General features: G+C 61.8%; 16 protein-coding genes and 3 tRNA genes. 17 read left to right on the forward strand and 2 right to left on the reverse strand.

The genetic code is table 11. From position 1 onward, the window contains the following. Nucleotides 1-89 precede the first annotated feature (89 nt). From lon to QA637_RS04435, 3 genes are all read left to right on the forward strand, one after another. Nucleotides 90-2510, forward strand: a complete 2421-nt coding sequence (gene lon / locus QA637_RS04425) for an endopeptidase La (protein ID WP_153436930.1) — start codon at nucleotides 90-92, stop codon at nucleotides 2508-2510. 221 nt (nucleotides 2511-2731) lie between these two features. Continuing rightward, nucleotides 2732-3004: a DNA-binding protein HupB gene (gene hupB / locus QA637_RS04430; RefSeq protein WP_136504269.1), complete on the forward strand. Its 273-nt coding sequence runs from the start codon at nucleotides 2732-2734 to the stop codon at nucleotides 3002-3004. A 320-nt stretch (nucleotides 3005-3324) separates the two neighbouring features. Continuing rightward, on the forward strand, nucleotides 3325-5520 hold the full coding sequence (locus QA637_RS04435) for an esterase-like activity of phytase family protein (RefSeq protein WP_283063877.1): 2196 nt from the start codon (nucleotides 3325-3327) through the stop codon (nucleotides 5518-5520). A gap of 190 nt (nucleotides 5521-5710) precedes the next feature. On the opposite strand, the gene QA637_RS04440 is transcribed toward QA637_RS04435, so the two are convergent. Further along, a complete protein-coding gene (locus QA637_RS04440; RefSeq protein ID WP_153436932.1) occupies nucleotides 5711-6184 on the reverse strand; it encodes a MarR family winged helix-turn-helix transcriptional regulator in 474 nt (157 codons plus the stop codon). Between the two features lie 227 nt (nucleotides 6185-6411). On the opposite strand from QA637_RS04440, the gene QA637_RS04445 reads away from it, so the two are divergent. The 3 genes from QA637_RS04445 to QA637_RS04455 are packed head-to-tail and all read left to right on the forward strand — an operon-like array spanning nucleotide 6412 to nucleotide 11625. Further along, nucleotides 6412-7689 carry a metallophosphoesterase family protein gene (locus tag QA637_RS04445; RefSeq protein ID WP_283064872.1) on the forward strand — a complete coding sequence of 426 codons (1278 nt, stop codon included), beginning with the start codon at nucleotides 6412-6414 and terminating at the stop codon, nucleotides 7687-7689. Further along, nucleotides 7689-11168, forward strand: coding sequence for an ATP-binding protein (locus QA637_RS04450; protein ID WP_283063878.1), 3480 nt, complete (start codon nucleotides 7689-7691; stop codon nucleotides 11166-11168). The genes QA637_RS04445 and QA637_RS04450 overlap by 1 nt, the downstream gene beginning before the upstream one ends. A 58-nt stretch (nucleotides 11169-11226) precedes the next feature. Next, nucleotides 11227-11625, forward strand: a complete 399-nt coding sequence (locus QA637_RS04455) for a (R)-mandelonitrile lyase (RefSeq protein ID WP_283063880.1) — start codon at nucleotides 11227-11229, stop codon at nucleotides 11623-11625. Nucleotides 11626-11683: 58 nt separating this feature from the next. On the opposite strand, the gene QA637_RS04460 is transcribed toward QA637_RS04455, so the two are convergent. Next, nucleotides 11684-11759, reverse strand: a tRNA-Val gene (locus tag QA637_RS04460). A gap of 400 nt (nucleotides 11760-12159) precedes the next feature. Between QA637_RS04460 and QA637_RS04465 the strand changes: the two genes are divergently transcribed. The 11 genes from QA637_RS04465 (at nucleotide 12160) to nuoG (ending at nucleotide 21071) form a co-directional block, all read left to right on the forward strand. After that, nucleotides 12160-12236, forward strand: a tRNA-Asp gene (locus tag QA637_RS04465). 72 nt (nucleotides 12237-12308) lie between these two features. After that, nucleotides 12309-12385 (forward strand) — tRNA-Asp (locus tag QA637_RS04470). Between the two features lie 306 nt (nucleotides 12386-12691). Further along, nucleotides 12692-13057 (forward strand): NADH-quinone oxidoreductase subunit A, encoded by a 366-nt coding sequence (locus QA637_RS04475; protein ID WP_153436574.1) that lies wholly within the window; start codon nucleotides 12692-12694, stop codon nucleotides 13055-13057. After that, nucleotides 13048-13626 carry a NuoB/complex I 20 kDa subunit family protein gene (locus tag QA637_RS04480; protein ID WP_153436575.1) on the forward strand — a complete coding sequence of 193 codons (579 nt, stop codon included), beginning with the start codon at nucleotides 13048-13050 and terminating at the stop codon, nucleotides 13624-13626. The genes QA637_RS04475 and QA637_RS04480 overlap by 10 nt, the downstream gene beginning before the upstream one ends. An 18-nt stretch (nucleotides 13627-13644) precedes the next feature. Next, nucleotides 13645-14250, forward strand: a complete 606-nt coding sequence (locus QA637_RS04485; protein ID WP_283063883.1) for an NADH-quinone oxidoreductase subunit C — start codon at nucleotides 13645-13647, stop codon at nucleotides 14248-14250. 56 nt (nucleotides 14251-14306) lie between these two features. Beyond that, nucleotides 14307-15497: an NADH-quinone oxidoreductase subunit D gene (locus tag QA637_RS04490; RefSeq protein WP_283063885.1), complete on the forward strand. Its 1191-nt coding sequence runs from the start codon at nucleotides 14307-14309 to the stop codon at nucleotides 15495-15497. Beyond that, nucleotides 15497-15751: a hypothetical protein gene (locus QA637_RS04495; protein WP_283063887.1), complete on the forward strand. Its 255-nt coding sequence runs from the start codon at nucleotides 15497-15499 to the stop codon at nucleotides 15749-15751. The genes QA637_RS04490 and QA637_RS04495 overlap by 1 nt, the downstream gene beginning before the upstream one ends. A 16-nt stretch (nucleotides 15752-15767) precedes the next feature. Further along, on the forward strand, nucleotides 15768-16907 hold the full coding sequence (locus tag QA637_RS04500; protein WP_153436578.1) for an NADH-quinone oxidoreductase subunit E: 1140 nt from the start codon (nucleotides 15768-15770) through the stop codon (nucleotides 16905-16907). An 11-nt stretch (nucleotides 16908-16918) separates the two neighbouring features. Next, nucleotides 16919-18223, forward strand: coding sequence for an NADH-quinone oxidoreductase subunit NuoF (gene nuoF / locus QA637_RS04505; protein ID WP_283063889.1), 1305 nt, complete (start codon nucleotides 16919-16921; stop codon nucleotides 18221-18223). A gap of 6 nt (nucleotides 18224-18229) precedes the next feature. Beyond that, nucleotides 18230-18874: an NADH:ubiquinone oxidoreductase gene (locus QA637_RS04510; protein ID WP_283063891.1), complete on the forward strand. Its 645-nt coding sequence runs from the start codon at nucleotides 18230-18232 to the stop codon at nucleotides 18872-18874. Nucleotides 18875-18989: 115 nt separating this feature from the next. Beyond that, nucleotides 18990-21071 (forward strand): NADH-quinone oxidoreductase subunit NuoG, encoded by a 2082-nt coding sequence (gene nuoG, locus QA637_RS04515; protein WP_283063893.1) that lies wholly within the window; start codon nucleotides 18990-18992, stop codon nucleotides 21069-21071. The last annotated feature ends 17 nt before the right edge of the window (nucleotides 21072-21088 follow it).

The following is a 21088-nucleotide window of genomic DNA, read 5'->3' on the forward strand; positions in this document are numbered from 1 at the left end:
CACTCCACTTTCGTGAAGAAAAAATGACAGCCGGGAGTGCCATAGGGCTCCCGGGAACGGGCCCGAAAACGGGACGGAAAGGAAATGACATGACGAACAAAACGTCCTCGGCGACTGAAAGCGCGACTTATCCGGTTCTGCCGCTGCGCGACATCGTAGTCTTCCCGCACATGATCGTGCCGCTCTTCGTCGGGCGGGAGAAGTCGATCCGTGCGTTGGAAGAGGTCATGGGCACCGACAAGCAGATCATGCTTGCTACCCAGATCAACGCCACCGACGATGATCCGGAACCTTCCGCCATCTATCATGTCGGAACCATCGCCAATGTGCTGCAACTGCTGAAGCTTCCCGACGGAACGGTCAAGGTTCTCGTCGAAGGCCGCGCGCGTGCAGAGATTGATCGCTATACGCAGCGCGAGGAGTTCTACGAAGCGCAGGCCCATGTGCTCCACGAGCCGGAGGAAGATCCGGTCGAGATCGAAGCGCTGAGCCGGTCGGTGGTGTCCGAGTTCGAGAGCTACGTAAAGCTCAACAAGAAGATTTCTCCCGAGGTCGTCGGCGTCGCAAGTCAGATCGAAGACTATTCGAAGCTTGCCGACACGGTCGCATCGCACCTCTCCATCAAGATCGTCGAAAAACAGGAGATGCTGGAGACGACGAGCGTCAAGATGCGCCTCGAGAAGGCGCTCGGCTTCATGGAAGGCGAGATTTCGGTCCTGCAGGTCGAAAAGCGCATCCGTTCGCGCGTCAAGCGCCAGATGGAGAAGACCCAGCGCGAGTACTACCTCAACGAACAGATGAAGGCGATCCAGAAGGAGCTTGGCGACAGCGAGGACGGCCGCGACGAGATGGCCGAAATCGAAGAGCGCATTGCCAAGACCAAGCTCTCCAAGGAAGCGCGCGAGAAAGCTGATGCGGAACTGAAGAAGCTGCGCCAGATGAGCCCGATGTCGGCTGAAGCGACCGTCGTGCGCAATTATCTGGATTGGCTGCTCGGCATGCCGTGGGGCAGGAAGTCGAAGATCAAGACCGACCTCAACCACGCCGAGAAGGTGCTCGATGCCGACCACTTCGGCTTGGACAAGGTCAAGGAACGCATCGTCGAGTACCTGGCGGTACAGGCGCGCTCCGCGAAGATCAAAGGCCCGATCCTGTGCCTCGTCGGCCCGCCCGGCGTCGGTAAGACCTCGCTCGCCAAGTCGATCGCGAAGGCAACCGGCCGCGAATATATTCGCATGGCGCTCGGCGGCGTTCGCGACGAGGCTGAGATCCGCGGCCACCGCCGGACCTATATCGGTTCGATGCCGGGCAAGGTCGTCCAGTCAATGAAAAAGGCTAAGAAGTCCAACCCGCTCTTCCTGCTCGACGAGATCGACAAGATGGGCCAGGACTTCCGCGGCGACCCGTCTTCGGCGCTTCTCGAAGTGCTCGATCCGGAACAGAACTCGACTTTCATGGATCACTACCTGGAAGTCGAATATGACCTCTCGAATGTGATGTTCATCACCACCGCGAATACGCTGAATATTCCGGCGCCGCTGATGGACCGCATGGAGGTGATCCGGATTGCCGGTTACACCGAAGAGGAGAAGTTGGAAATCGCGAAGCGGCACCTGCTGCCGAAGGCGATACGCGACCACGCGTTGCAGCCGAAGGAATTTTCGGTGACCGACGATGCGCTGATGGCTGTCATCCAGACCTATACGCGTGAGGCCGGCGTCCGTAATTTCGAGCGCGAACTGATGAAGCTCGCCCGCAAGGCTGTGACCGAGATCCTCAAGGGCAAGTCCAAGAAGGTCGAAGTGACGGCGCAAAACATCGCCGACTATCTCGGTGTGCCGCGGTTCCGCCACGGCGAGGCCGAGCGCGACGATCAGGTCGGCGTGGTCACGGGCTTGGCCTGGACCGAGGTTGGCGGCGAATTGCTGACGATCGAAGGGGTCATGATGCCCGGCAAGGGCCGCATGACGGTGACCGGCAACCTGCGCGACGTGATGAAGGAATCGATTTCGGCGGCGGCTTCCTATGTCCGTTCGCGTGCGATCGATTTCGGCATCGAACCGCCGCTTTTCGACAAGCGTGACATCCACGTGCACTTGCCCGAGGGTGCGACGCCGAAGGACGGCCCGTCGGCGGGTGTTGCAATGGCAACCGCCATCGTCTCGGTGATGACCGGTATACCGATCTCCAAGGATGTCGCGATGACCGGCGAGATCACCTTGCGCGGTCGTGTGCTGCCGATCGGCGGCCTGAAGGAGAAGCTGTTGGCAGCTCTGCGCGGCGGCATCAAAAAGGTGCTGATCCCCGAGGAGAACGCCAAGGATCTCGCCGAGATCCCGGACAATGTGAAGAACAACCTCGAGATCATCCCGGTTTCGCGGATGGGCGAGGTGCTCGAACATGCCCTGACGCGTCGCCCAGAACCGATCGAATGGGACCCGGAGAAGCAGCCGTCGCCGGTCGCAGCTGTCGATTCGCAGGACGAAGCAGGCGCTTCGATAGCGCACTGATCAAGCCCCGGAAGGGGCGGGGGACTGTGTCCCGCTTGCGCCCCTCGCCAGAAAAACAAGAAAGACCGGCACTTTGCCGGTCTTTTTTGTTGTAAAAACTGTCCGCAAGCCTTGCATTCCAAGGGATTAGGCGCAATTGGGAATGGCAAGACGTGGGCGATGCGCAAGCCGCCCCGGCTTAACAAGACAGTCGTTTCGAACCAATTGAAAGGGGTGGAAACATGAACAAAAATGAGCTCGTGTCTGCCGTTGCTGAGAAGGCCGGACTTTCCAAGACCGATGCGTCTTCTGCAGTCGATGCAGTTTTCGAGACCATCCAGGCTGAACTGAAGAACGGTGGCGACATCCGCCTCGTCGGTTTCGGCAACTTCTCCGTGACCCGCCGCGAAGCCTCGAAGGGCCGCAACCCGTCCACGGGGGCGGAAGTTGACATCCCGGCCCGCAACGTGCCGAAGTTCACGGCCGGCAAGGGCCTCAAGGACGCTGTCAACTAATCTGGTGTTTGCGGGTTCCAGAGCCCGAGTAAACTTCTCATTGCACCCTGTCTTGCCGTTTCCCTTGTGAGAACATAGGCAGCAGAGAGGTTCATGTTTCATCTGCCGCGGCGCCGCTTTGATGGCGGAGGCAAGCAAGCAGATCAATTGGGGCCCGGTTCGTCCGGGCCTCTTTTCGTTGCTGCCCGCCGTGTCATTGAGCTGTTACACGACGGTTGCAAAAGCCTCCCATCCGGCGCGTAAAACGATCAGCGATTCCGGATGCCAACAGCGGCACAGCGCAGGGGCTATTTGCCATGTGTCGCGATACGGAGGGACACATGAAGACATTTTCAATCACCACAGCATTGGCGGCGGCGCTCGCCGCATCGACGGCAACAGCCGTGCACGCGGAACAGGTTTTCAACCGCGTCGCATCCTTTGCCGTCGCGGACAATCTGCCGGAAGGTGTGGATCGCAAAGCCCCGACCTCGGCCGAAATCATAACGGCAAGCGAAGACGGCAAGACGCTCATCTATTCCGACAGCCCCGGAAAGCGCATTGGCTTCATCGACATCACCGATGCCAGGGCACCGAAGGCGGGCGGCATCGTGTCTTTCGATGGCGAGCCGACTTCGGTTGCCGTCGCTGGCCCGAAGGCGCTGGTTGCCGTCAACACGCGCGAAAGCTTTACCAAGCCCTCCGGCCTCGTTGCTGTCGTCGACCTCGCGACGAAAAAGGTCGATGCGACCTGCGACCTCGGCGGCCAGCCGGACTCGATTGCGATCAACAAGGACAAGACGCTCGCCGCGATAGCGATCGAAAACGAGCGCGACGAGGAGGTGAACGACGGGCAGATTCCGCAGATGCCGGCCGGCGATCTGGTGATCCTCTCGTTGAAGGATGGTGTCGCCGATTGCTCAAGCATCAAGCACGTGGCGCTGACCGGTCTCGCCGAGATAGCCGGCGAAGACCCCGAGCCGGAATTCGTCGCCTTCAACGGCAAGGACGAAATTGCGCTGACGCTGCAGGAAAACAACCACATCGTCATCATCGACGGCAAAACCGCTGCCGTGAAGACACATTTCTCGGCCGGCACGGTCGATCTGAAGAACATCGACACGAAGCGCGACGGTGCCATCTCGTTCACCGGCGAGCAGACCGGCCGCAAGCGCGAGCCGGATGCGATGAAATGGCTCGACGATAGCCGCCTGGTCGTTGCCAACGAGGGCGACTACGATGGTGGGGCCCGCGGGTTCACGATCTTCGACACGACCGGCAAGGTTCTCTACGAGTCGGGCGCCAGATTCGAGCACGCGATCGCGGCAATCGGTCACTATCCCGAAAAACGTTCGTCGGCGAAGGGGGTCGAGCCGGAAGGCATGGAACAGGCGCAGTACGGCGAAGACAAGCTCTTCTTCCTGCTCTCCGAGCGGGCATCGATCGTCGGCGTCTACAAGGACACCGGCGCCGAGCCGGAACTGCTGCAACTCCTTCCGTCTGGAATTGGGCCCGAGGGCGCGGTTGCCATCCCGGGCCGCAACTTGTTTGCGACCGCGAACGAGACCGATCTTGTCGAGGACGGCGGCGCGCGGGCGCATGTCATGATCTATGAACGGGGCGATGGGAAGGCAGCCTATCCGCAGATACGCTCCGCGGAGAAGGATGGCATGCCGATCGGCTTCGGCGCACTTTCGGGTCTGGCACCTGTCGCGGACAAGCCGGGCTTCCTGCAGGCGGTCAACGATTCCGTCTTCTCTTCGCAGCCGACGATTTTCACGATCGATGCGACGCAGCAGCCGGCGCTGATCACCGAGGCGCTGCCGATCACCCGTAACGGCGCTCCCGCGCAGAAGCTCGACATCGAAGGCGTCGCCAATGACGGCGAAGGTGGCTTCTGGCTCGCCTCCGAAGGCGATGCGGACAAGCTCTACAGCCACGCGCTCTTCCACGTGAACAAGAAGGGCGAGATCAAGCAGGAGATCGCGATTCCGGCGGAGCTGCGCGCAAACGAGACCCGCTATGGCTTCGAGGGCATTGCGACGATCGGCAAAGGGGACGACCAGGTCCTTTGGATGGCAGTCCAGCGTGAATGGAAGGATGACGAGAAGGGCTTCGTCAAACTCGTCTCCTACAAGCCGGCAAGCAAGGAGTGGGGCGCCGTGCGTTATCCGCTCGACAAGTCGGAAGAAGGCTGGGTCGGCCTTTCCGAACTCGCCGTTCATGGCGACTATGCCTATGTCATCGAGCGCGACAACCAGATCGGGCAAGCGGCCAAGCTGAAAAAGCTCTACCGCGTCGCGCTTGCCGACCTGAAGCCGGCTGCACTCGGAGGCGAGCTGCCGGTCGTCAAGAAGGAAGAGGTGCGGGATCTCATTCCGGACCTCAAGGCGCTGAACGGCTACGTCGTCGACAAGGTCGAGGGCTTCACAGTCGACGCCGCTGGAAACGGCTATGTCGTCACGGACAACGATGGCGTCGACGACTCCTCCGGCGAAACCCTGTTCTTCTCCATCGGCGCCATCGACGCGATGTAAGCGCAGACGCTTACTGCATGTTTCCTTAAATCGCCGCCGATTTAAGGATAAAAACATGCAGCAAGTCAAAGTTCTAGAGCATCTTATCCGCTTTCGGTGCATCCACCCGAAAGCCGGATGCTCTAGAGAAACGGAAGGGGCCAGGACATGATGTCCCGGCCCCTTCTGATTCTACGGAGTCGTGTGCAGTCTAGCGCGCGACGGCGACCTCTGCCCCCTCGGCCTCTTCCTTGCGCCTGCGGATTTCGTCGGTCTTTTCCACCAGCTTGCTGACGATGTCGTAAAGCTGGTCGAGTTGCTCGTCGTCGAGCGCCGAGAAGATCTCCTCGATAAGCTGCTTGCGTGGATGTTCGGCTGCTTCGAGCACGACCCGGCCGGTTTCGGTGATCGAGACGATCTTTGCGCGGCGGTCCTCCGGATCAGGCTTCCTCATCACCAGGCGGTCGCGCTCCAGTCCGTCGATCGCCTCAGTGACGGTCCTTGGCGCGAAATTAAGCGCGCAGGCGATATCCGTGGATCGGCAAGGGCCGAGCTTGCTCAGAAAGAACAGGAACTTGCTTCGGGCAAGCGATACGCCTTCCTCCGTCATCGACTCGTTCACCAATCGATGAACGCGATGATAAAGTTCGAACAGCCTGTCGGAAACTTCGAATGTCTTCTTCATGACCTTTATAGTTATATCTTGAGGTGCCATGTCAAATGGCAGTAACACTATTGATAGTTACAATTGAGACATTTGTCGACAAAAACCTCTTAATTCTTAAGGCGTCCTTGTTCAGCAGAAAGAAACGGCCCCGTTTTCGAGGGGTGTTTGTGCGGTCAGCGTGATCACCTGTGGTCGACCGGCCGGGCGCCATTGACGGGCGAGGCAGCGTCGGGCCATGGTCGGCCATGCCCTTCCGCTTCGTCCACACCGCAGACCTCCACCTCGATTCGCCCTTGCGCAGCCTGGCTCTCAGAAATGGGGAGCTCGCCGATCTCGTGCGCGGAGCCACCCGTAGCGCACTGACAAGCATCGTCGATCTATGTATCGCCGAAAGCGTCGACGCTCTGTTGGTCGCGGGCGACCTCTATGACGGTAGCCAGACCTCCATGAACACCGCGCTGTTCCTCGCCGGTGAACTGCGTCGCCTGGACGAGGCCGGCATCCGGACGTTCGTTATTCGCGGCAACCATGACGCCCAGTCCCAGGTAACGCGCGAGCTGACGTTGCCGCCGTCGGTTCACGTCTTCCAGGGGCGAAGCAAGCCGATCATTGCCAAGACACTGGCAAGCGGCAGAACAGTCCATATTCACGGGGTGAGCTTCGCCAATCCGCATGCACCGGAAAGCCTGCTGCCGTCGTTTCATCCGCCGGTCGCCGACGCGATCAACATCGGCATGCTGCACACGAGCCTCTCCGGCTCGCCGGGACATGATCGCTACGCGCCCTGCAGCGTCGCCGACCTGCAACGGCACGGTTTCGACTATTGGGCGCTCGGCCATGTCCACCAGCGCCAGGTGCACAGCGAACTGCCTTTCATCGTCATGCCGGGCATGCCGCAGGGGCGCGACATCAACGAAGCGGGCGGCAAAGGCGTGACCGTCGTCACGATCGACGATGACGGCCGCGTGGAAATAGAAGAGCGGCCGATCGGTCTGGCCGTGTTCGAACGGCTGTCCGTGGATGTAACGGGCGCGGCGGAGTGGCGCGACGTGCTGGATCTGGGGACGCGTGCACTGACCCGCCTTCGACACGAGATATCGGCGGAGAATCTCATCCTGCGTCTATCGCTGACGGGCACCACCCCGCTTGCCTGGCGCCTGAGAAGGGATGCGGATCTCTTGAAAACCGAGCTCACGAACATTTCTGCCGGGTTGAGGGGATGCTGGGTTGAAAAAATCGACCTTCTCTGCCGGGAGCCGCGAGCGCAGGACGATCGGCCGTCCCGGGAGCCGGTGGAGGAACTTGCCTTCCTCGTCGAACATGAAGTCCTGCCGGCCTTCGGTTTTCGTGAACAACTAAAGGCTGTCGCTGAAGAACTCCTGCAGCATCTCCCGCCTGAGTTGCGGCAGACGGTGGCGTCCGATGAAGACGCGCTTGAAGAGCTGGTGATGAATGCCAGCCTCATGGGGAGTGCGGATGTGCTGGCGCATCTCCACGGCGCCGCCGCCAAGGGTGGCGGCTGATGCGGCTTCAGCAACTCGATCTTGTACGCTACGGAAAATTCACCGCGCGCAGCCTCGATTTCGGCGATGCCAAACCCGGGCAACCGGACTTTCATCTGGTTTACGGTCCGAACGAGGCCGGCAAGTCGACCCTGTTTTCCGGTTTCCTCGATCTGCTTTTCGGGATCGAGCGACTCAGCCCCTATGGTTTTCTGCACCCCTATCAGACAATGCGCGTCGGTGGCGTCGTGGAAACCGGCGGCCGGCGGCATCACGCCTATCGCATCAAGCGCAACGCAAACAGCCTGGTCGGCCCTGACGAGCAGCCGGTGCCGGACAATCTCTTTTCGGCCGCCCTCGGGTCTATCGACCGCGCAACCTACCGCATGATGTTTTCGCTGGACGATGACAGCATCGAAGAGGGCGGCGAAAGCATCCTCAAGAGCGAGGGCGAGCTTGGTTCGCTGCTGTTTTCCGCGAGTTCCGGCCTGCCGGACAGCAGTGCCGTATTGGCGACGTTGCGGGCCGAGGCAGATGCCTTCTACAAGCCGCAAGGGCGCAAGCACGAACTTGCCGAACTGAGGGCGGCACTGGACGCGCTGAAGGCAGAGCGTAGCGCGATCGATATCAACGCTCGCGAATACGCGTCGCTTCGCAAGGCGCTGGCAGGTGCCCGTGAGCGCCATGACAGCGCGTCGGCGCACCGCGCGGAACTCCGCGTTGGGCGGGACCGGACACGCGCGCAGCTCGACTGCATGCCGCTTCTCGGTCGGCTTCGCGGCGTGCGGGAAGAGCTCGCCCGCCAGGAAGCGCTACCGCTGCCCCCTTCGGAGTGGTGGAGCGACCTGCCGGCGCTCCGCAAAACGGAAACGGAAATCGCCGCCCGGTTTTCGCAACTGAACGAGGAATTGCGCCGCCGACGCGAGGAACTGGGGGGCCTGCCTCTGGACGAGCTGGCGCTGACGTTTGCCGAGCGGTTCGACATGCTCCGTGAAACCGCGCTCGACGCCCGCTATCTCACGGCAGCGCGCGACATGCCGTCACGCATCGAGGAGCTTGCCGTTACGTCAGCCGGCATCGAAGCTTGTCTCATCCGCCTCGGCCAAAAGGACCATCCCGATCCTGCTGCTCTTCTCCTGCCCGCGGCAGCCGGCGCGCGGCTGCAGGATCTCGTCCGGCGTCACGCGACGCTCGCCGAGCGGCTTTCATCTGCGCGCGAGGAGGTCGGGAAAGCGAAGCGGCAGTGGCAGGAGGCCGAGCGGGACCTTGGCCGACACGATGGAAGCGCGAGAGACCTCTGCCATCTCGCGGAACGCCTGCGGCTGGCGCGGCAGAACGATTGCCTGCTTCGACAAGAAGCGGCAGGCCGGGAGATCGATCGGCTGGAGGCGGAGCTTTCCGACAAGCTCTGCGGGTTACGGCCGTTCGAGGGAAGCGCGGACGAGCTTGCGGCGATCTGTGTCCCGGCGCCTGCTATGGTCGAGACTTGGCGGGCGGAAGCGGCATCGCTTGGGGAGCGGCGGCTGCGTCTTGATGCCAGGATCGCGGACGAAAGCGAACGCCAGGCCGGTGACGAAGCGCGTCTTGCGGCGCTCAACTCTTTCGGCGGTACCCTAGACGAAGCGGCCGCGAGCGAACTGCGGCTGCGGCGCGATGTTGCCTGGCGGGAGCATAGGCTGCGGCTGGATCACGGGACTGCGAGCGCCTTCGAGACGCTGCTGAAAGAGGACGACCAAGCAATCGCGTTGCGGTTGGGGCAGGCGGAAAGGATAGCGGAGCTGCGCGGCCTGAGATGCACGATAACGGAACGGCGCGCCCGCCTGTGCGAGCTTGAAGCGCAACGACGAGTGGCCGTCAGCGATCGTGCGGAATTGGACGCGGCGGTTGCCCGGGCCGCGAGCGCCTGCGGTTTACCCAACGGCATGCTGTTACCGCAGCTGGAGGCCTGGTTGGCGACACGTGCCGCTGCGCTGGAAACACGGGCGGCTTTGCGCGCGACCCGTCTGCAACACGAGCGGGCGGCCAGCGAGGAAGCGACAATCGTTCGTGCACTGCAGGACGAGCTTGCACGGATTGGCGTGACAGGGAATTTGCCGGAGCGTCTCGACGGCATGCTCGCCGCTACGGAGCGCGTCGTTTCCGAGGCACAGGCGGCTGCCGCCGCCCATCGGACTGCTGTCGAGCAGCATCGGCGGGCCTCGGAAGCGCTGGAAAACCGGGAGATCACGCTTGAGAACGCAGAGGCCGAAATGGCCGCGTGGCAGCGTGAATGGTACGAGGCGCTAGCAGGGACGTGGCTTGCCGGGACTTGGCTCGCCGGACAAGTCGAGCAGCCTAATCCGCAAGAGATCGGGCCAATGCTTGCGGTCCTGCAGGACTTTGACAAGCTGATGCAGCGCAAAGCCGATCTCGATCATCGAATCTCCGGGATGCGCAAGGATCAGGTCGCGTTCCGCGAGGCGGTTTCAAATTTGGCCGAAGCGTTCGGGTTGCTGGAGCCGGGCGATGATCCCTTGGTGATCTTTGCCGCCATGCGCGACCGCATCGCTATCGCTCATCAGCAGCAAGAGCACCGCAAGGCGGCCCTTGTCAGCATCGAGCGGATGGAAGAGGACCTGCAAAGGCTGCACGCCGAAGAGCAGCTTCATATGTGCGCAAAACAGGCCATGCTCGACTTCTTTGGCTGCGCCACGCTCGATGAAGCCGGCGCTTGCCTCGACGCGGTGCGCGAGCAGCAGAGGTTGCGGCAAAGGCTCGCCGAACTCGACGACGATCTTGTCACGCGGCTCGGCGTGGCCACATGCGCTGAGGCCGAGGCGATGCTGGCAGCGGTCGACGAGACGGCACTGCGGCACGAACTCGCGAGGTTGGAAGAAGCAATTGAGGCTGCTGATCGTGATGTCAGCGAATTGCATGCGGAGGTGCGGACCCGGGAAAAGGCGCTTGCGGACGTCGAAGGCGGAGACAGGGCCGCCGATTTGGAGCAGCGGCGCCGAACGCTGCTTCTCGACATCGAGAATAAGGCGATCGGCTATTTGCGATTGAGGGCAGGGGTGATCGCGGCGGAGCAGGCGCTACGGCTGTTTCGAGAGCGCCACCGCAGCGCCATGATGCAACGAGCCTCGCGGATGTTCATGCAGATCAGCGGTGGCGAATATTCCGGCCTCTCCACCCATGCGGACAAGGGGCAGGAATTCCTGATCGCCAATGTCGCTTCGGGCGGGTCGAAGCTCGCCGGCGATCTTTCGAAGGGCACGCGGTTCCAACTCTATCTCGCACTTCGAATCGCCGGCTATCACGAGGTCGCCGCCGCCCGGGAAGCGCTGCCGTTTATCGCCGACGACATCATGGAAACTTTCGACGACGATCGCGCCGGTCGTGCCTTCGGATTGATGGCGGACATGGCACGCGTCGGACAGGTGATCTATCTTACCCATCACGAACACCTTTGCGACGTCGCGCGGTACGCTTGTCCGTCAGTAACCATTCACAGGCTGTAACGAAGCGCGGGCTACACGCTGGCTTCGTACTTTGGATCTGCAAACGGAGGACCTACGAATGGAAATCATCGAATGTGGATCGCGGCCCTCGGCGCGGGGCGCGACAGAGTATTTCACTGGGTCGGTGCGGCAGGACCCGCTGCTCGAGGCACCCCAGCCGGCGCGCGTTCGCGTCGTTACGGTGACGTTCGAGCCTGGCGCACGGACGGCGTGGCACACGCATCCGCTTGGCCAGACCCTGATCGTGACGGCAGGTCGTGGGCTGGCACAAAGCTGGGGCGGGGAGCGGCGCGAAATTCGCGCGGGCGACGTCGTGTGGTTTCCGCCGGGCGAAAAACACTGGCACGGCGCCGGGCCGGATACGGCGATGACACATATCGCCATCCAGGAAGCGCTCGACGGCAAAGTGGTGGATTGGCTCGAACACGTGACGGTCGAGCAGTACAGCGGAGCGTGACGGGGCGACGCGGTTTTAGGGGTGTATGCCGCTGTGTCGCTTCGTTTTTCGGATAGAATGGTGGGCGATGAGAGACTCGAACTCCCGACATCCTCGGTGTAAACGAGGCGCTCTACCAACTGAGCTAATCGCCCTCTCGCGTTTCGAACAAGTGTGTCCGCCGCGTCGGTGGGCGTGATCTATGCGCAACCGGAAAAAACCGCAAGAGCATTTGCAAGGTTTTTTCGATTTTTTTTGTGAACGCGAGTTTCGCACCGAAGTGTATTGCCATCGCTTGTGGACAACTTCGCGCGGTTGGGAGGTTGTCGTGTTGGGAACGCATGGATGTCGGGTGGCGGGCTGCCCAATGGTGTCTCGGTTGGTGCCTCATTCCGTGTCGCCAAGCGGGCTGTGGATCAAAATCCGCTCCGTCACGGATTTGTCTTCAAACACGCTTGACACCCAAATGCGAACCGCTTAGTTAGCCGCTCATCGAACGGCAGGGCCGCTTTGATGCGGGGCGAACCAAAGTCGCTCCGGCCTAGTCAAGATGATGCGGGTGTAGCTCAGTCGGTTAGAGTGCCGGCCTGTCACGCCGGAGGTCGCGGGTTCGAGCCCCGTCACTCGCGCCACTCTTGAAAGGCAAAGCAGCGGCATTCTCAAAATGTGCCGATGATGTAATAATGGCCAGATGGCCATGATGCGCGGGTGTAGCTCAGTCGGTTAGAGTGCCGGCCTGTCACGCCGGAGGTCGCGGGTTCGAGCCCCGTCACTCGCGCCATTTCTCCTGTCTTTCGATGCGATCTGGTGGCGCGGATTTCCGTGTTTTGCATTGCGGCATTGTGTCTCGGTGCGCAACCATCTGCGGCAAAGTTCGTCCGTTCCCACAAATGCGCGCTTTGACGCTGCTGCGCCGAATGATGTCGTATTATCCTTGTGTCGCGAAGCGGTTTAAATGCCCCTTGAAGGCTTGCGCGCGGGCGCGGCCTGCGCTAACCACTCTGGCGTTGCAACATATTTTTCGGCCTGCGAGATTTGTTGTTTTAGCGCTTCTCCGGCGCTCTCCCGCAGGCAGGGACGGATAACAATGACTGAACTTCTCGGTTCCTATGTTCCGATCGCGATTTTCATTGGAATCGCGCTTGTGATCGGCCTCGCACTCCTGGTCGCCCCTTTTGCTGTCGCCTTCAAGGCGCCCGATTCGGAAAAGCTGTCGGCCTACGAATGCGGCTTCAATGCGTTCGACGACGCCCGCATGAAGTTCGACATCCGTTTCTATCTCGTGTCGATCCTCTTCATCATCTTCGATCTGGAAGTGGCGTTCCTCTTCCCCTGGGCTGTCTCGTTCAGGGAGATGGGGTGGTTCGGCTTCTGGTCGATGATGGTCTTCCTCCTGGTGCTGACGGTCGGCTTTATCTATGAATGGAAGAAGGGAGCGCTGGAATGGAACTAACATCCGGCACCACGCTCGTTGCGCCGCAGCCGAAGGGGATCATCGATCCCTCGACCGGCAAGCCGATCGGCAGCAATGACGCTTTCTTCGGCGAGATCAACAACGAGCTTGCCGACAAGGGTTTTCTCGTTACCTCGACCGACGAGCTGATCAACTGGGCCCGCACCGGTTCGCTGATGTGGATGACCTTTGGTCTTGCCTGCTGCGCCGTCGAAATGATGCAGATGTCGATGCCGCGCTATGACGCCGAGCGTTTCGGCTTCGCGCCGCGCGCCTCACCGCGCCAGTCCGACGTCATGATCGTCGCCGGCACGCTTACCAACAAGATGGCACCCGCGCTTCGCAAGGTCTACGACCAGATGCCGGAGCCCCGCTATGTCATCTCGATGGGCTCCTGCGCCAACGGCGGCGGCTACTATCACTATTCCTATTCGGTCGTGCGCGGTTGCGACCGCGTCGTGCCCGTCGACATCTACGTGCCAGGCTGTCCTCCCACGGCAGAAGCGCTGCTCTATGGCGTGCTTCTGCTGCAGAAGAAGATCCGCCGGACCGGCACGATCGAGCGCTAAGGGCAGGGAGTCTTTAAGATGAGTGAAGCCCTGAACGAGCTTGCCTCCTATCTGCGCGAGATGCGGGGTGCGCTGATCGCCGATTCGTCGATCAAATACGGCGAATTGACCCTGACGGTGGAGGCCGAGCACCTCATTGCGCTCCTGAGTTTCCTGCGCGACGACGTGCAGTGCGGTTTTGTCAGCCTGATCGATGTCTGCGGCGTAGACTACCCGCAGCGGCCGGATCGTTTCGACGTCGTCTATCATCTGCTGTCGCCGCGCCAGAACCTGCGTGTCCGTGTCAAGGTCGCAACTGCCGACGGCGACCCCGTGCCTTCTGCCACTTCGGTCTATCCGGGTGCGGACTGGTTCGAGCGGGAAGCTTACGACATGTACGGCATCCTCTTCACCGGGCATCCGGATCTGCGCCGCATCCTGACGGACTACGGTTTCGAAGGCCATCCGTTGCGCAAGGACTTCCCGCTGACCGGTTTCGTCGAGGTGCGTTACGACGACGAAGCCAAGCGGGTCGTCTACGAACCCGTAGAGCTGAAGCAGGAGTTCCGCAACTTCGATTTTCTTTCGCCCTGGGAGGGGACCGAATACGTCCTGCCCGGCGACGAGAAGGCGAAGGCACGGTGATTTAAGTCGGCCCGTGGCGGTCCGGCGAGGACGCCAACCGGCCTGGAGCAATCGGTATGACCGAACATAACGTCCGCAACTTCAACATCAACTTTGGCCCGCAGCATCCGGCGGCGCACGGCGTTCTGCGTCTCGTGCTTGAGCTCGACGGCGAAATCGTCGAGCGCGTCGATCCGCATATCGGCCTCCTGCATCGCGGCACGGAGAAGTTGATCGAGGCCAAGACCTACCTGCAGGCCATCCCCTACTTCGATCGGCTCGACTATGTTGCGCCGATGAACCAGGAGCATGCCTTCGCGCTTGCCGTCGAAAGATTGACGCGCACGGAGGTGCCGATCCGCGGTCAGCTTATCCGTGTTCTTTACTCGGAAATCGGCCGTATCCTTTCGCATCTTCTTAACGTGACAACGCAGGCGATGGACGTCGGTGCGCTGACGCCGCCGCTCTGGGGTTTCGAAGAGCGCGAGAAGCTGATGGTCTTCTATGAGCGCGCCTGTGGCGCCCGCATGCACTCGGCCTATATTCGGCCGGGCGGCGTGCACCAGGACCTGCCGCATCAGCTCGTCGAGGACATCGGCAAATGGATCGATCCGTTCCTGAAGACCGTCGACGATATCGACGAGCTGCTTACCGGTAACCGTATCTTCAAGCAGCGCAACGTCGATATCGGCGTCGTAAAGCTGGAGGATGCCTGGGCCTGGGGCTTCTCCGGCGTGATGGTGCGCGGCTCTGGCGCCGCCTGGGACCTGCGTCGCGCGCAGCCCTATGAGTGCTATTCCGATCTCGAATTCGATATCCCGATCGGCAAGAACGGCGACTGCTACGACCGCTACCTGATCCGCATGATCGAAATGCGCGAATCTGCGAGGATCATGCGCCAGTGCGTGAACCGCCTGCTCGGCGACGCCGAGGCCGGGCCGGTCTCTTCGATGGACGGCAAGATCGTGCCGCCGAAGCGCGGCGAGATGAAGCGTTCGATGGAGGCCTTGATCCATCACTTCAAGCTCTATACCGAGGGCTACCACGTCCCGGCCGGCGAAGTTTATGCCGCGGTCGAAGCGCCCAAGGGCGAATTCGGCGTCTATCTGGTCTCCGATGGTTCCAACAAGCCATACCGGTGCAAGATCCGCGCCCCGGGCTATGCCCACCTGCAGGCCATGGACTTCATCTGTCGCGGACACCAGCTCGCCGACGTCTCGGCCGTGCTCGGCTCCCTGGACATCGTGTTTGGCGAGGTAGACCGCTGATGCGTCTGGCGCTGCTTGCCGTTCTCGGGCTTCTTGCGTTCACTTCTGCGGCTTTCGCCCAGGAGGACGTGAACAGCGCGTCGTCCGAGGCATTGCGCGGCGGCTCCATGTCCGCGCTCCTGTCGAAGGGCTATGAGATCAAGGCCGCGGTCGCCAACGGCACGCGCTACATCGTATTTTTGCAGAAAGACCAGTCAGCCTATGCCTGCGAATTCGTCTCCGTGGCGAAATCGCGGTGCGGTTCGATTAACTGATAAGGTGTCCACTAGAATGTCCGTTCGTCGACTAGCCGAAGACACTGTCCAGCCAGCGAGCTTTGCGTTCAACAAAGAGAATGCTGCCTGGGCGAAGGCAACGATCAAGAAATATCCGAAAGGCCGCGAGCAGTCGGCGGTCATTCCCCTGCTGATGCGCGCTCAAGAGCAGGATGGCTGGGTCACGAAGGCAGCGATCGAGTCGGTAGCAGACATGCTTGGCATGCCCTATATCCGCGTTCTCGAGGTTGCGACGTTCTACACGCAGTTCCAGCTGAAACCGGTCGGCACGCGTGCGCACGTGCAGGTTTGCGGAACCACGCCGTGCATGCTGCGCGGCGCCGAGGACCTGATCAAGGTCTGCAAGAGCAAGATCGCCTCGGATCCCTTCACCCTGAACGAGAGCGGTACCCTGTCGTGGGAAGAAGTCGAATGTCAGGGCGCCTGCGTCAATGCGCCGATGGTGATGATCTTCAAAGACACGTTCGAAGACCTGACGCCTGAGCGCCTGGAACAGATTATCGACGACTTCGAAGCAGGCAAGGGTGCGGCAGTTACGCCCGGGCCCCAGATCGACCGCGTCTATTCCGCGCCCGTTGGCGGCCCGACGACATTGCTGGCGCTGGATCCGGCGACGACAAATAGCCCCGCACAGGCAAATCCCGGCCGGGCGAAGAAGACCTCGAACGAGCCGGCGGTCAGCATCCCGCCGGCGAACGCAGCAAGGGCGAAGACCGCAAGCGCGGTTACCAATCCCACATTGAAGACGCCGGCCACCGCGCGGAAAGAAGCGGCAACCATCGCCAAGATCGAAGGCGAGACCGTCGACAAGTCCAAGCCTGCCAAGCCTGCGGTCGTAGGCCGGCCGTCTCTCGAAGACAAAAACCGCCCGGCGAGCATCGAAAAGCCGGCGACGGTCGACGATCTCAAGCTGATCTCGGGCGTCGGCCCCAAGATCGAGGGGATCCTGCACGAGATCGGCATCTACACGTTTGCGCAGGTTGCCTCCTGGAAGAAGGCCGAGCGCGAATGGGTCGACGGGTATCTGAATTTCAAGGGCCGTATCGAGCGCGACGATTGGGTCAAGCAGGCCAAGGCGCTCGCCAAGGGCGGTGAAGCCGAATACATCAAGGTTTTCGGCAAGAAGCCGCGGTAAAGAGGTGAACCATGCTAAAAGATGAAGACCGCATCTTTACCAATCTCTACGGCCTCAAGGACAAATCCCTGAGGGGCGCGATGGCGCGCGGCCACTGGGACGGCACCAAAGAGATCCTGGAAAAGGGCCGCGACTGGATCATCAACGAGATGAAGGCTTCCGGCCTTCGCGGCCGCGGTGGCGCCGGCTTCCCGACCGGGCTGAAGTGGTCCTTCATGCCGAAAGAAAGCGACGGACGGCCGCATTATCTCGTAGTCAACGCGGACGAGTCGGAGCCCGGCACCTGCAAGGACCGCGACATCATGCGCCACGATCCGCACACGCTGATCGAAGGCTGTCTGGTCGCGAGCTTCGCCATGGGCGCCCATACCGCCTACATCTACGTGCGCGGCGAGTATATCCGCGAGCGCGAGGCGCTGCAGGCGGCGATCGACGAATGCTATGACGCGGGTCTGCTCGGCAAGAACAACAAGCACGGCTGGGACATGGACATCTACGTCCATCACGGCGCCGGTGCCTATATCTGCGGCGAAGAAACCGCATTGCTCGAAAGCCTTGAGGGCAAGAAGGGCCAGCCGCGCCTGAAGCCGCCGTTCCCGGCAAACATGGGTCTCTACGGCTGCCCGACGACGGTCAACAACGTTGAATCGATCGCGGTCGCGCCGACCATTCTGCGCCGCGGCGCGAGCTGGTTCTCCTCGATCGGCCGCCCGAACAACGTCGGCACGAAGCTGTTCATGATCTCCGGCCACGTCAATAGGCCGTGCACGGTCGAAGAGGCGATGGGCATCACGTTCCGCGAGCTGATCGAAAAGCATGCGGGCGGCATCCGCGGCGGCTGGGACAATCTCTTGGCCGTCATTCCGGGTGGTGCGTCGTGCCCGGTCGTGAAAGCCGAAGATATCATCGACTGCCCGATGGATTTCGACGGTCTGCGCGAAGTCAAGTCGTCCTTCGGCACCGCTGCGGCGATCGTCATGGATAGGTCCACCGATATCATCAAGGCGATCGCCCGCATCTCGGCATTCTTCAAGCACGAGAGCTGCGGCCAGTGCACGCCGTGCCGCGAGGGCACGGGCTGGATGTGGCGCGTGATGGAACGCATGGTGCAAGGCCGTGCGCAGAAGCGCGAGATCGACATGCTTTTCGATGTGACGAAGCAGATCGAGGGCCACACCATCTGTGCACTTGGCGATGCGGCCGCCTGGCCGGTTCAGGGCCTTATCCGCAACTTCCGCCCGGAGATCGAAAAGCGCATCGACGAATACACACGCAACGCGACGTCACACGGCGCGGTGCTCGAAGCAGCGGAGTAACGACCGATGGCCGGGGCACGTAAGGACGGACAAAGCATGGAAAAGCCCGGCGTAGTCATTCCATTCGCGCGGTCCCTCGACGTCGACCCGGCCGATCCGTTCGGCATGGCCGAATGGATGAAAAACATGCCGAACCTGCCGCTGCACCCGCTGATGGCGCATCCGACGGCCGCGGTCGCGGCCGCGACGGCGCTTGGCTTCGGCCTATCGAGCCATATCGCCGGCATCATGTTCGGCGCCATGCAGGGCGCTGTGAGTGCAATGCAGCAAGGCATCTCGGCGCCGGTGCTGCCACACGCAGCCGCGCCGAAGCCTACGGCAGCGCCGGCCAAGCGGGTGGTAGCGCAAGCTCCGGAAGCATTGCCGGCTCCCGTTGTTGCGCGGCCCTCCAGGGTGTCCAGGCCGAAGGCAAAAGCGAAGGCGCCGGCCAAGTCTGCAAAGCCGTCGGTTGCAGCCGATGACCTCAAGCGGATTTCCGGCATCGGTCCGAAGCTTGAGCAGGTCTTGAACGCCAGGGGCATCCGCCGCTTTGCCGACATCGCCGCCTTAAGCGAGGCGGACGTGGCGCGACTGGATAAGGAACTCGGCTTCGACGGCCGCATCCTGCGCGACGATTGGGTAGGGCAGGCGAAGGCGCTCAAGGGCGTGTGATGAAAGATTATGAGGCGATGACCCCTCCGCGGCCATCGCCACCAAGCGGCGTGGCCGTAACGGAATTGTCTGCCGCCGAGAGGCAGGCGGACGGAAGACAGGATTGAGTGCGAAGATGGCAAAGCTGAAAGTCGACGGAAAAGAGATCGAGGTCCCGGATCATTTCACCCTGCTCCAGGCGTGTGAAGAGGCCGGCGCCGAGGTTCCGCGCTTCTGTTTCCATGAGCGGCTTTCGGTCGCCGGCAACTGCCGCATGTGTCTGGTCGAAGTGAAGGGCGGACCGCCGAAGCCGGCAGCCTCGTGCGCCATGGGTGTGCGCGATCTGCGTCCCGGCCCGAATGGCGAGGTGCCGGAAGTCTTCACGACCACGCCGATGGTCAAGAAGGCGCGCGAAGGCGTCATGGAGTTCCTGCTGATCAACCACCCGCTCGACTGCCCGATCTGCGACCAAGGCGGTGAATGCGACCTGCAGGATCAGGCCATGGCGTTCGGCATCGACAGCTCGCGCTACCAGGAAAACAAGCGCGCGGTCGAGGACAAGTATATCGGCCCGCTGGTGAAGACGGTGATGAACCGCTGCATCCATTGCACGCGCTGCGTCCGCTTCACGACGGAAGTCGCCGGCATTGCCGAGCTCGGCCTCATCGGCCGCGGCGAGGACGCCGAGATCACCACTTATCTCGAACAGGCGATGACCTCAGAGCTGCAGGGCAACGTCGTCGACCTCTGCCCGGTCGGCGCTCTCACCTCCAAGCCCTTCGCCTTCACGGCCCGTCCCTGGGAACTGAACAAGACGGAGTCAATCGACGTCATGGACGCCGTCGGTTCGGCGATCCGCGTCGACACGCGCGGCCGCGAAGTGATGCGCATCATGCCCCGCGTCAACGAGGACATCAACGAGGAGTGGATCTCCGACAAGACCCGCTTCATCTGGGATGGGCTGAAGACACAGCGCCTCGACCGTCCCTACGTCAAGAAGGATGGCCGTCTACAGCCCGCAAGCTGGAGCGATGCGTTCCAGGCGATCAAGGCTGCCGTGGCAAACACCTCGGGCGACAAGACCGGTGCGATCGCCGGCGATCTCGCTTCCGTCGAAGAGATGTACGCTCTGAAGGAGCTTGTCGCGTCGCTCGGCTCTGAGAACATCGACTGCCGGCAGGACGGTGCCGCACTCGACCCATCGCTCGGCCGCGCCAGCTACATCTTCAACCCGACGATCCAAGGTATCGAAAACGCCGATGCGCTGCTCATTATCGGCTCCAACCCGCGCTTTGAAGCGTCCGTGCTCAATGCGCGCATCCGCAAGCGCTACCGCATGGGCAATTTTCCGATCGGCGTGATCGGCGAACAGAGTGAACTGCGCTACGACTATGAATATCTCGGCGCGGGCAGCGAAACGCTTGCCGAACTCCTTTCCGGCAAGGCCAAGTTCCTCGCCACCTTGAAGAAGGCCGAGCGGCCGCTGATCGTCGTCGGCCAGGGTGCGCTGGCAGGGGAGGGCGGTGCGGCCGTCCTCGCAAATGCGGCAAAGCTCGCAGTCGCGGTCGGCGCGGTCGGTGCGGATTGGAACGGCTTCGCCGTGCTTCACACCGCAGCCTCGCGCGTCGGCGCTCTCGATCTTGGCTTCGTCCCCGGCAAGGGCGGCAAGTCGGCCGCGGAAATGGTCGCCGGCACCGACGTGCTCTTCCTGCTCGGTGCGGATGAGATCGACCTTTCGGCGCGAAAGGCCGGCTTCACCGTCTATATTGGTTCGCACGGGGACAACGGCGCACATGCGGCCGATGTTATTCTCCCGGGCGCGACCTATACCGAAAAGTCCGGGACCTGGGTCAATACCGAAGGCCGGGTACAGGTTGGTAGCCGCGCGGGCTTCGCCCCGGGCGACGCGCGTGAGGACTGGGCCATTATCCGCGCGCTTTCCGATGTGCTCGGCCGGAAGCTGCCCTTTGATTCGCTTGGCGAATTGCGTGCGAAACTCTACGCGGCACATCCGCATTTCGCCGATATCGACGCGATCGCAGCCGGCGACAGCGATGAAATTGCCGCACTCGCACAAAAAGCAGGTGCGATGGCAAAATCCGCGTTTGCGTCTCCGGTCAAAGACTTCTATTTGACGAACCCGATAGCGCGCGCATCCGCCGTCATGGCCGAATGCTCGGCTTTGGCACGCAACAATTTCAAAGCTGCGGCGGAATGAGCGCGAGGGAATAGAGT

The organism is Sinorhizobium terangae, from assembly GCF_029714365.1.
GTDB lineage: Bacteria > Pseudomonadota > Alphaproteobacteria > Rhizobiales > Rhizobiaceae > Sinorhizobium > Sinorhizobium terangae.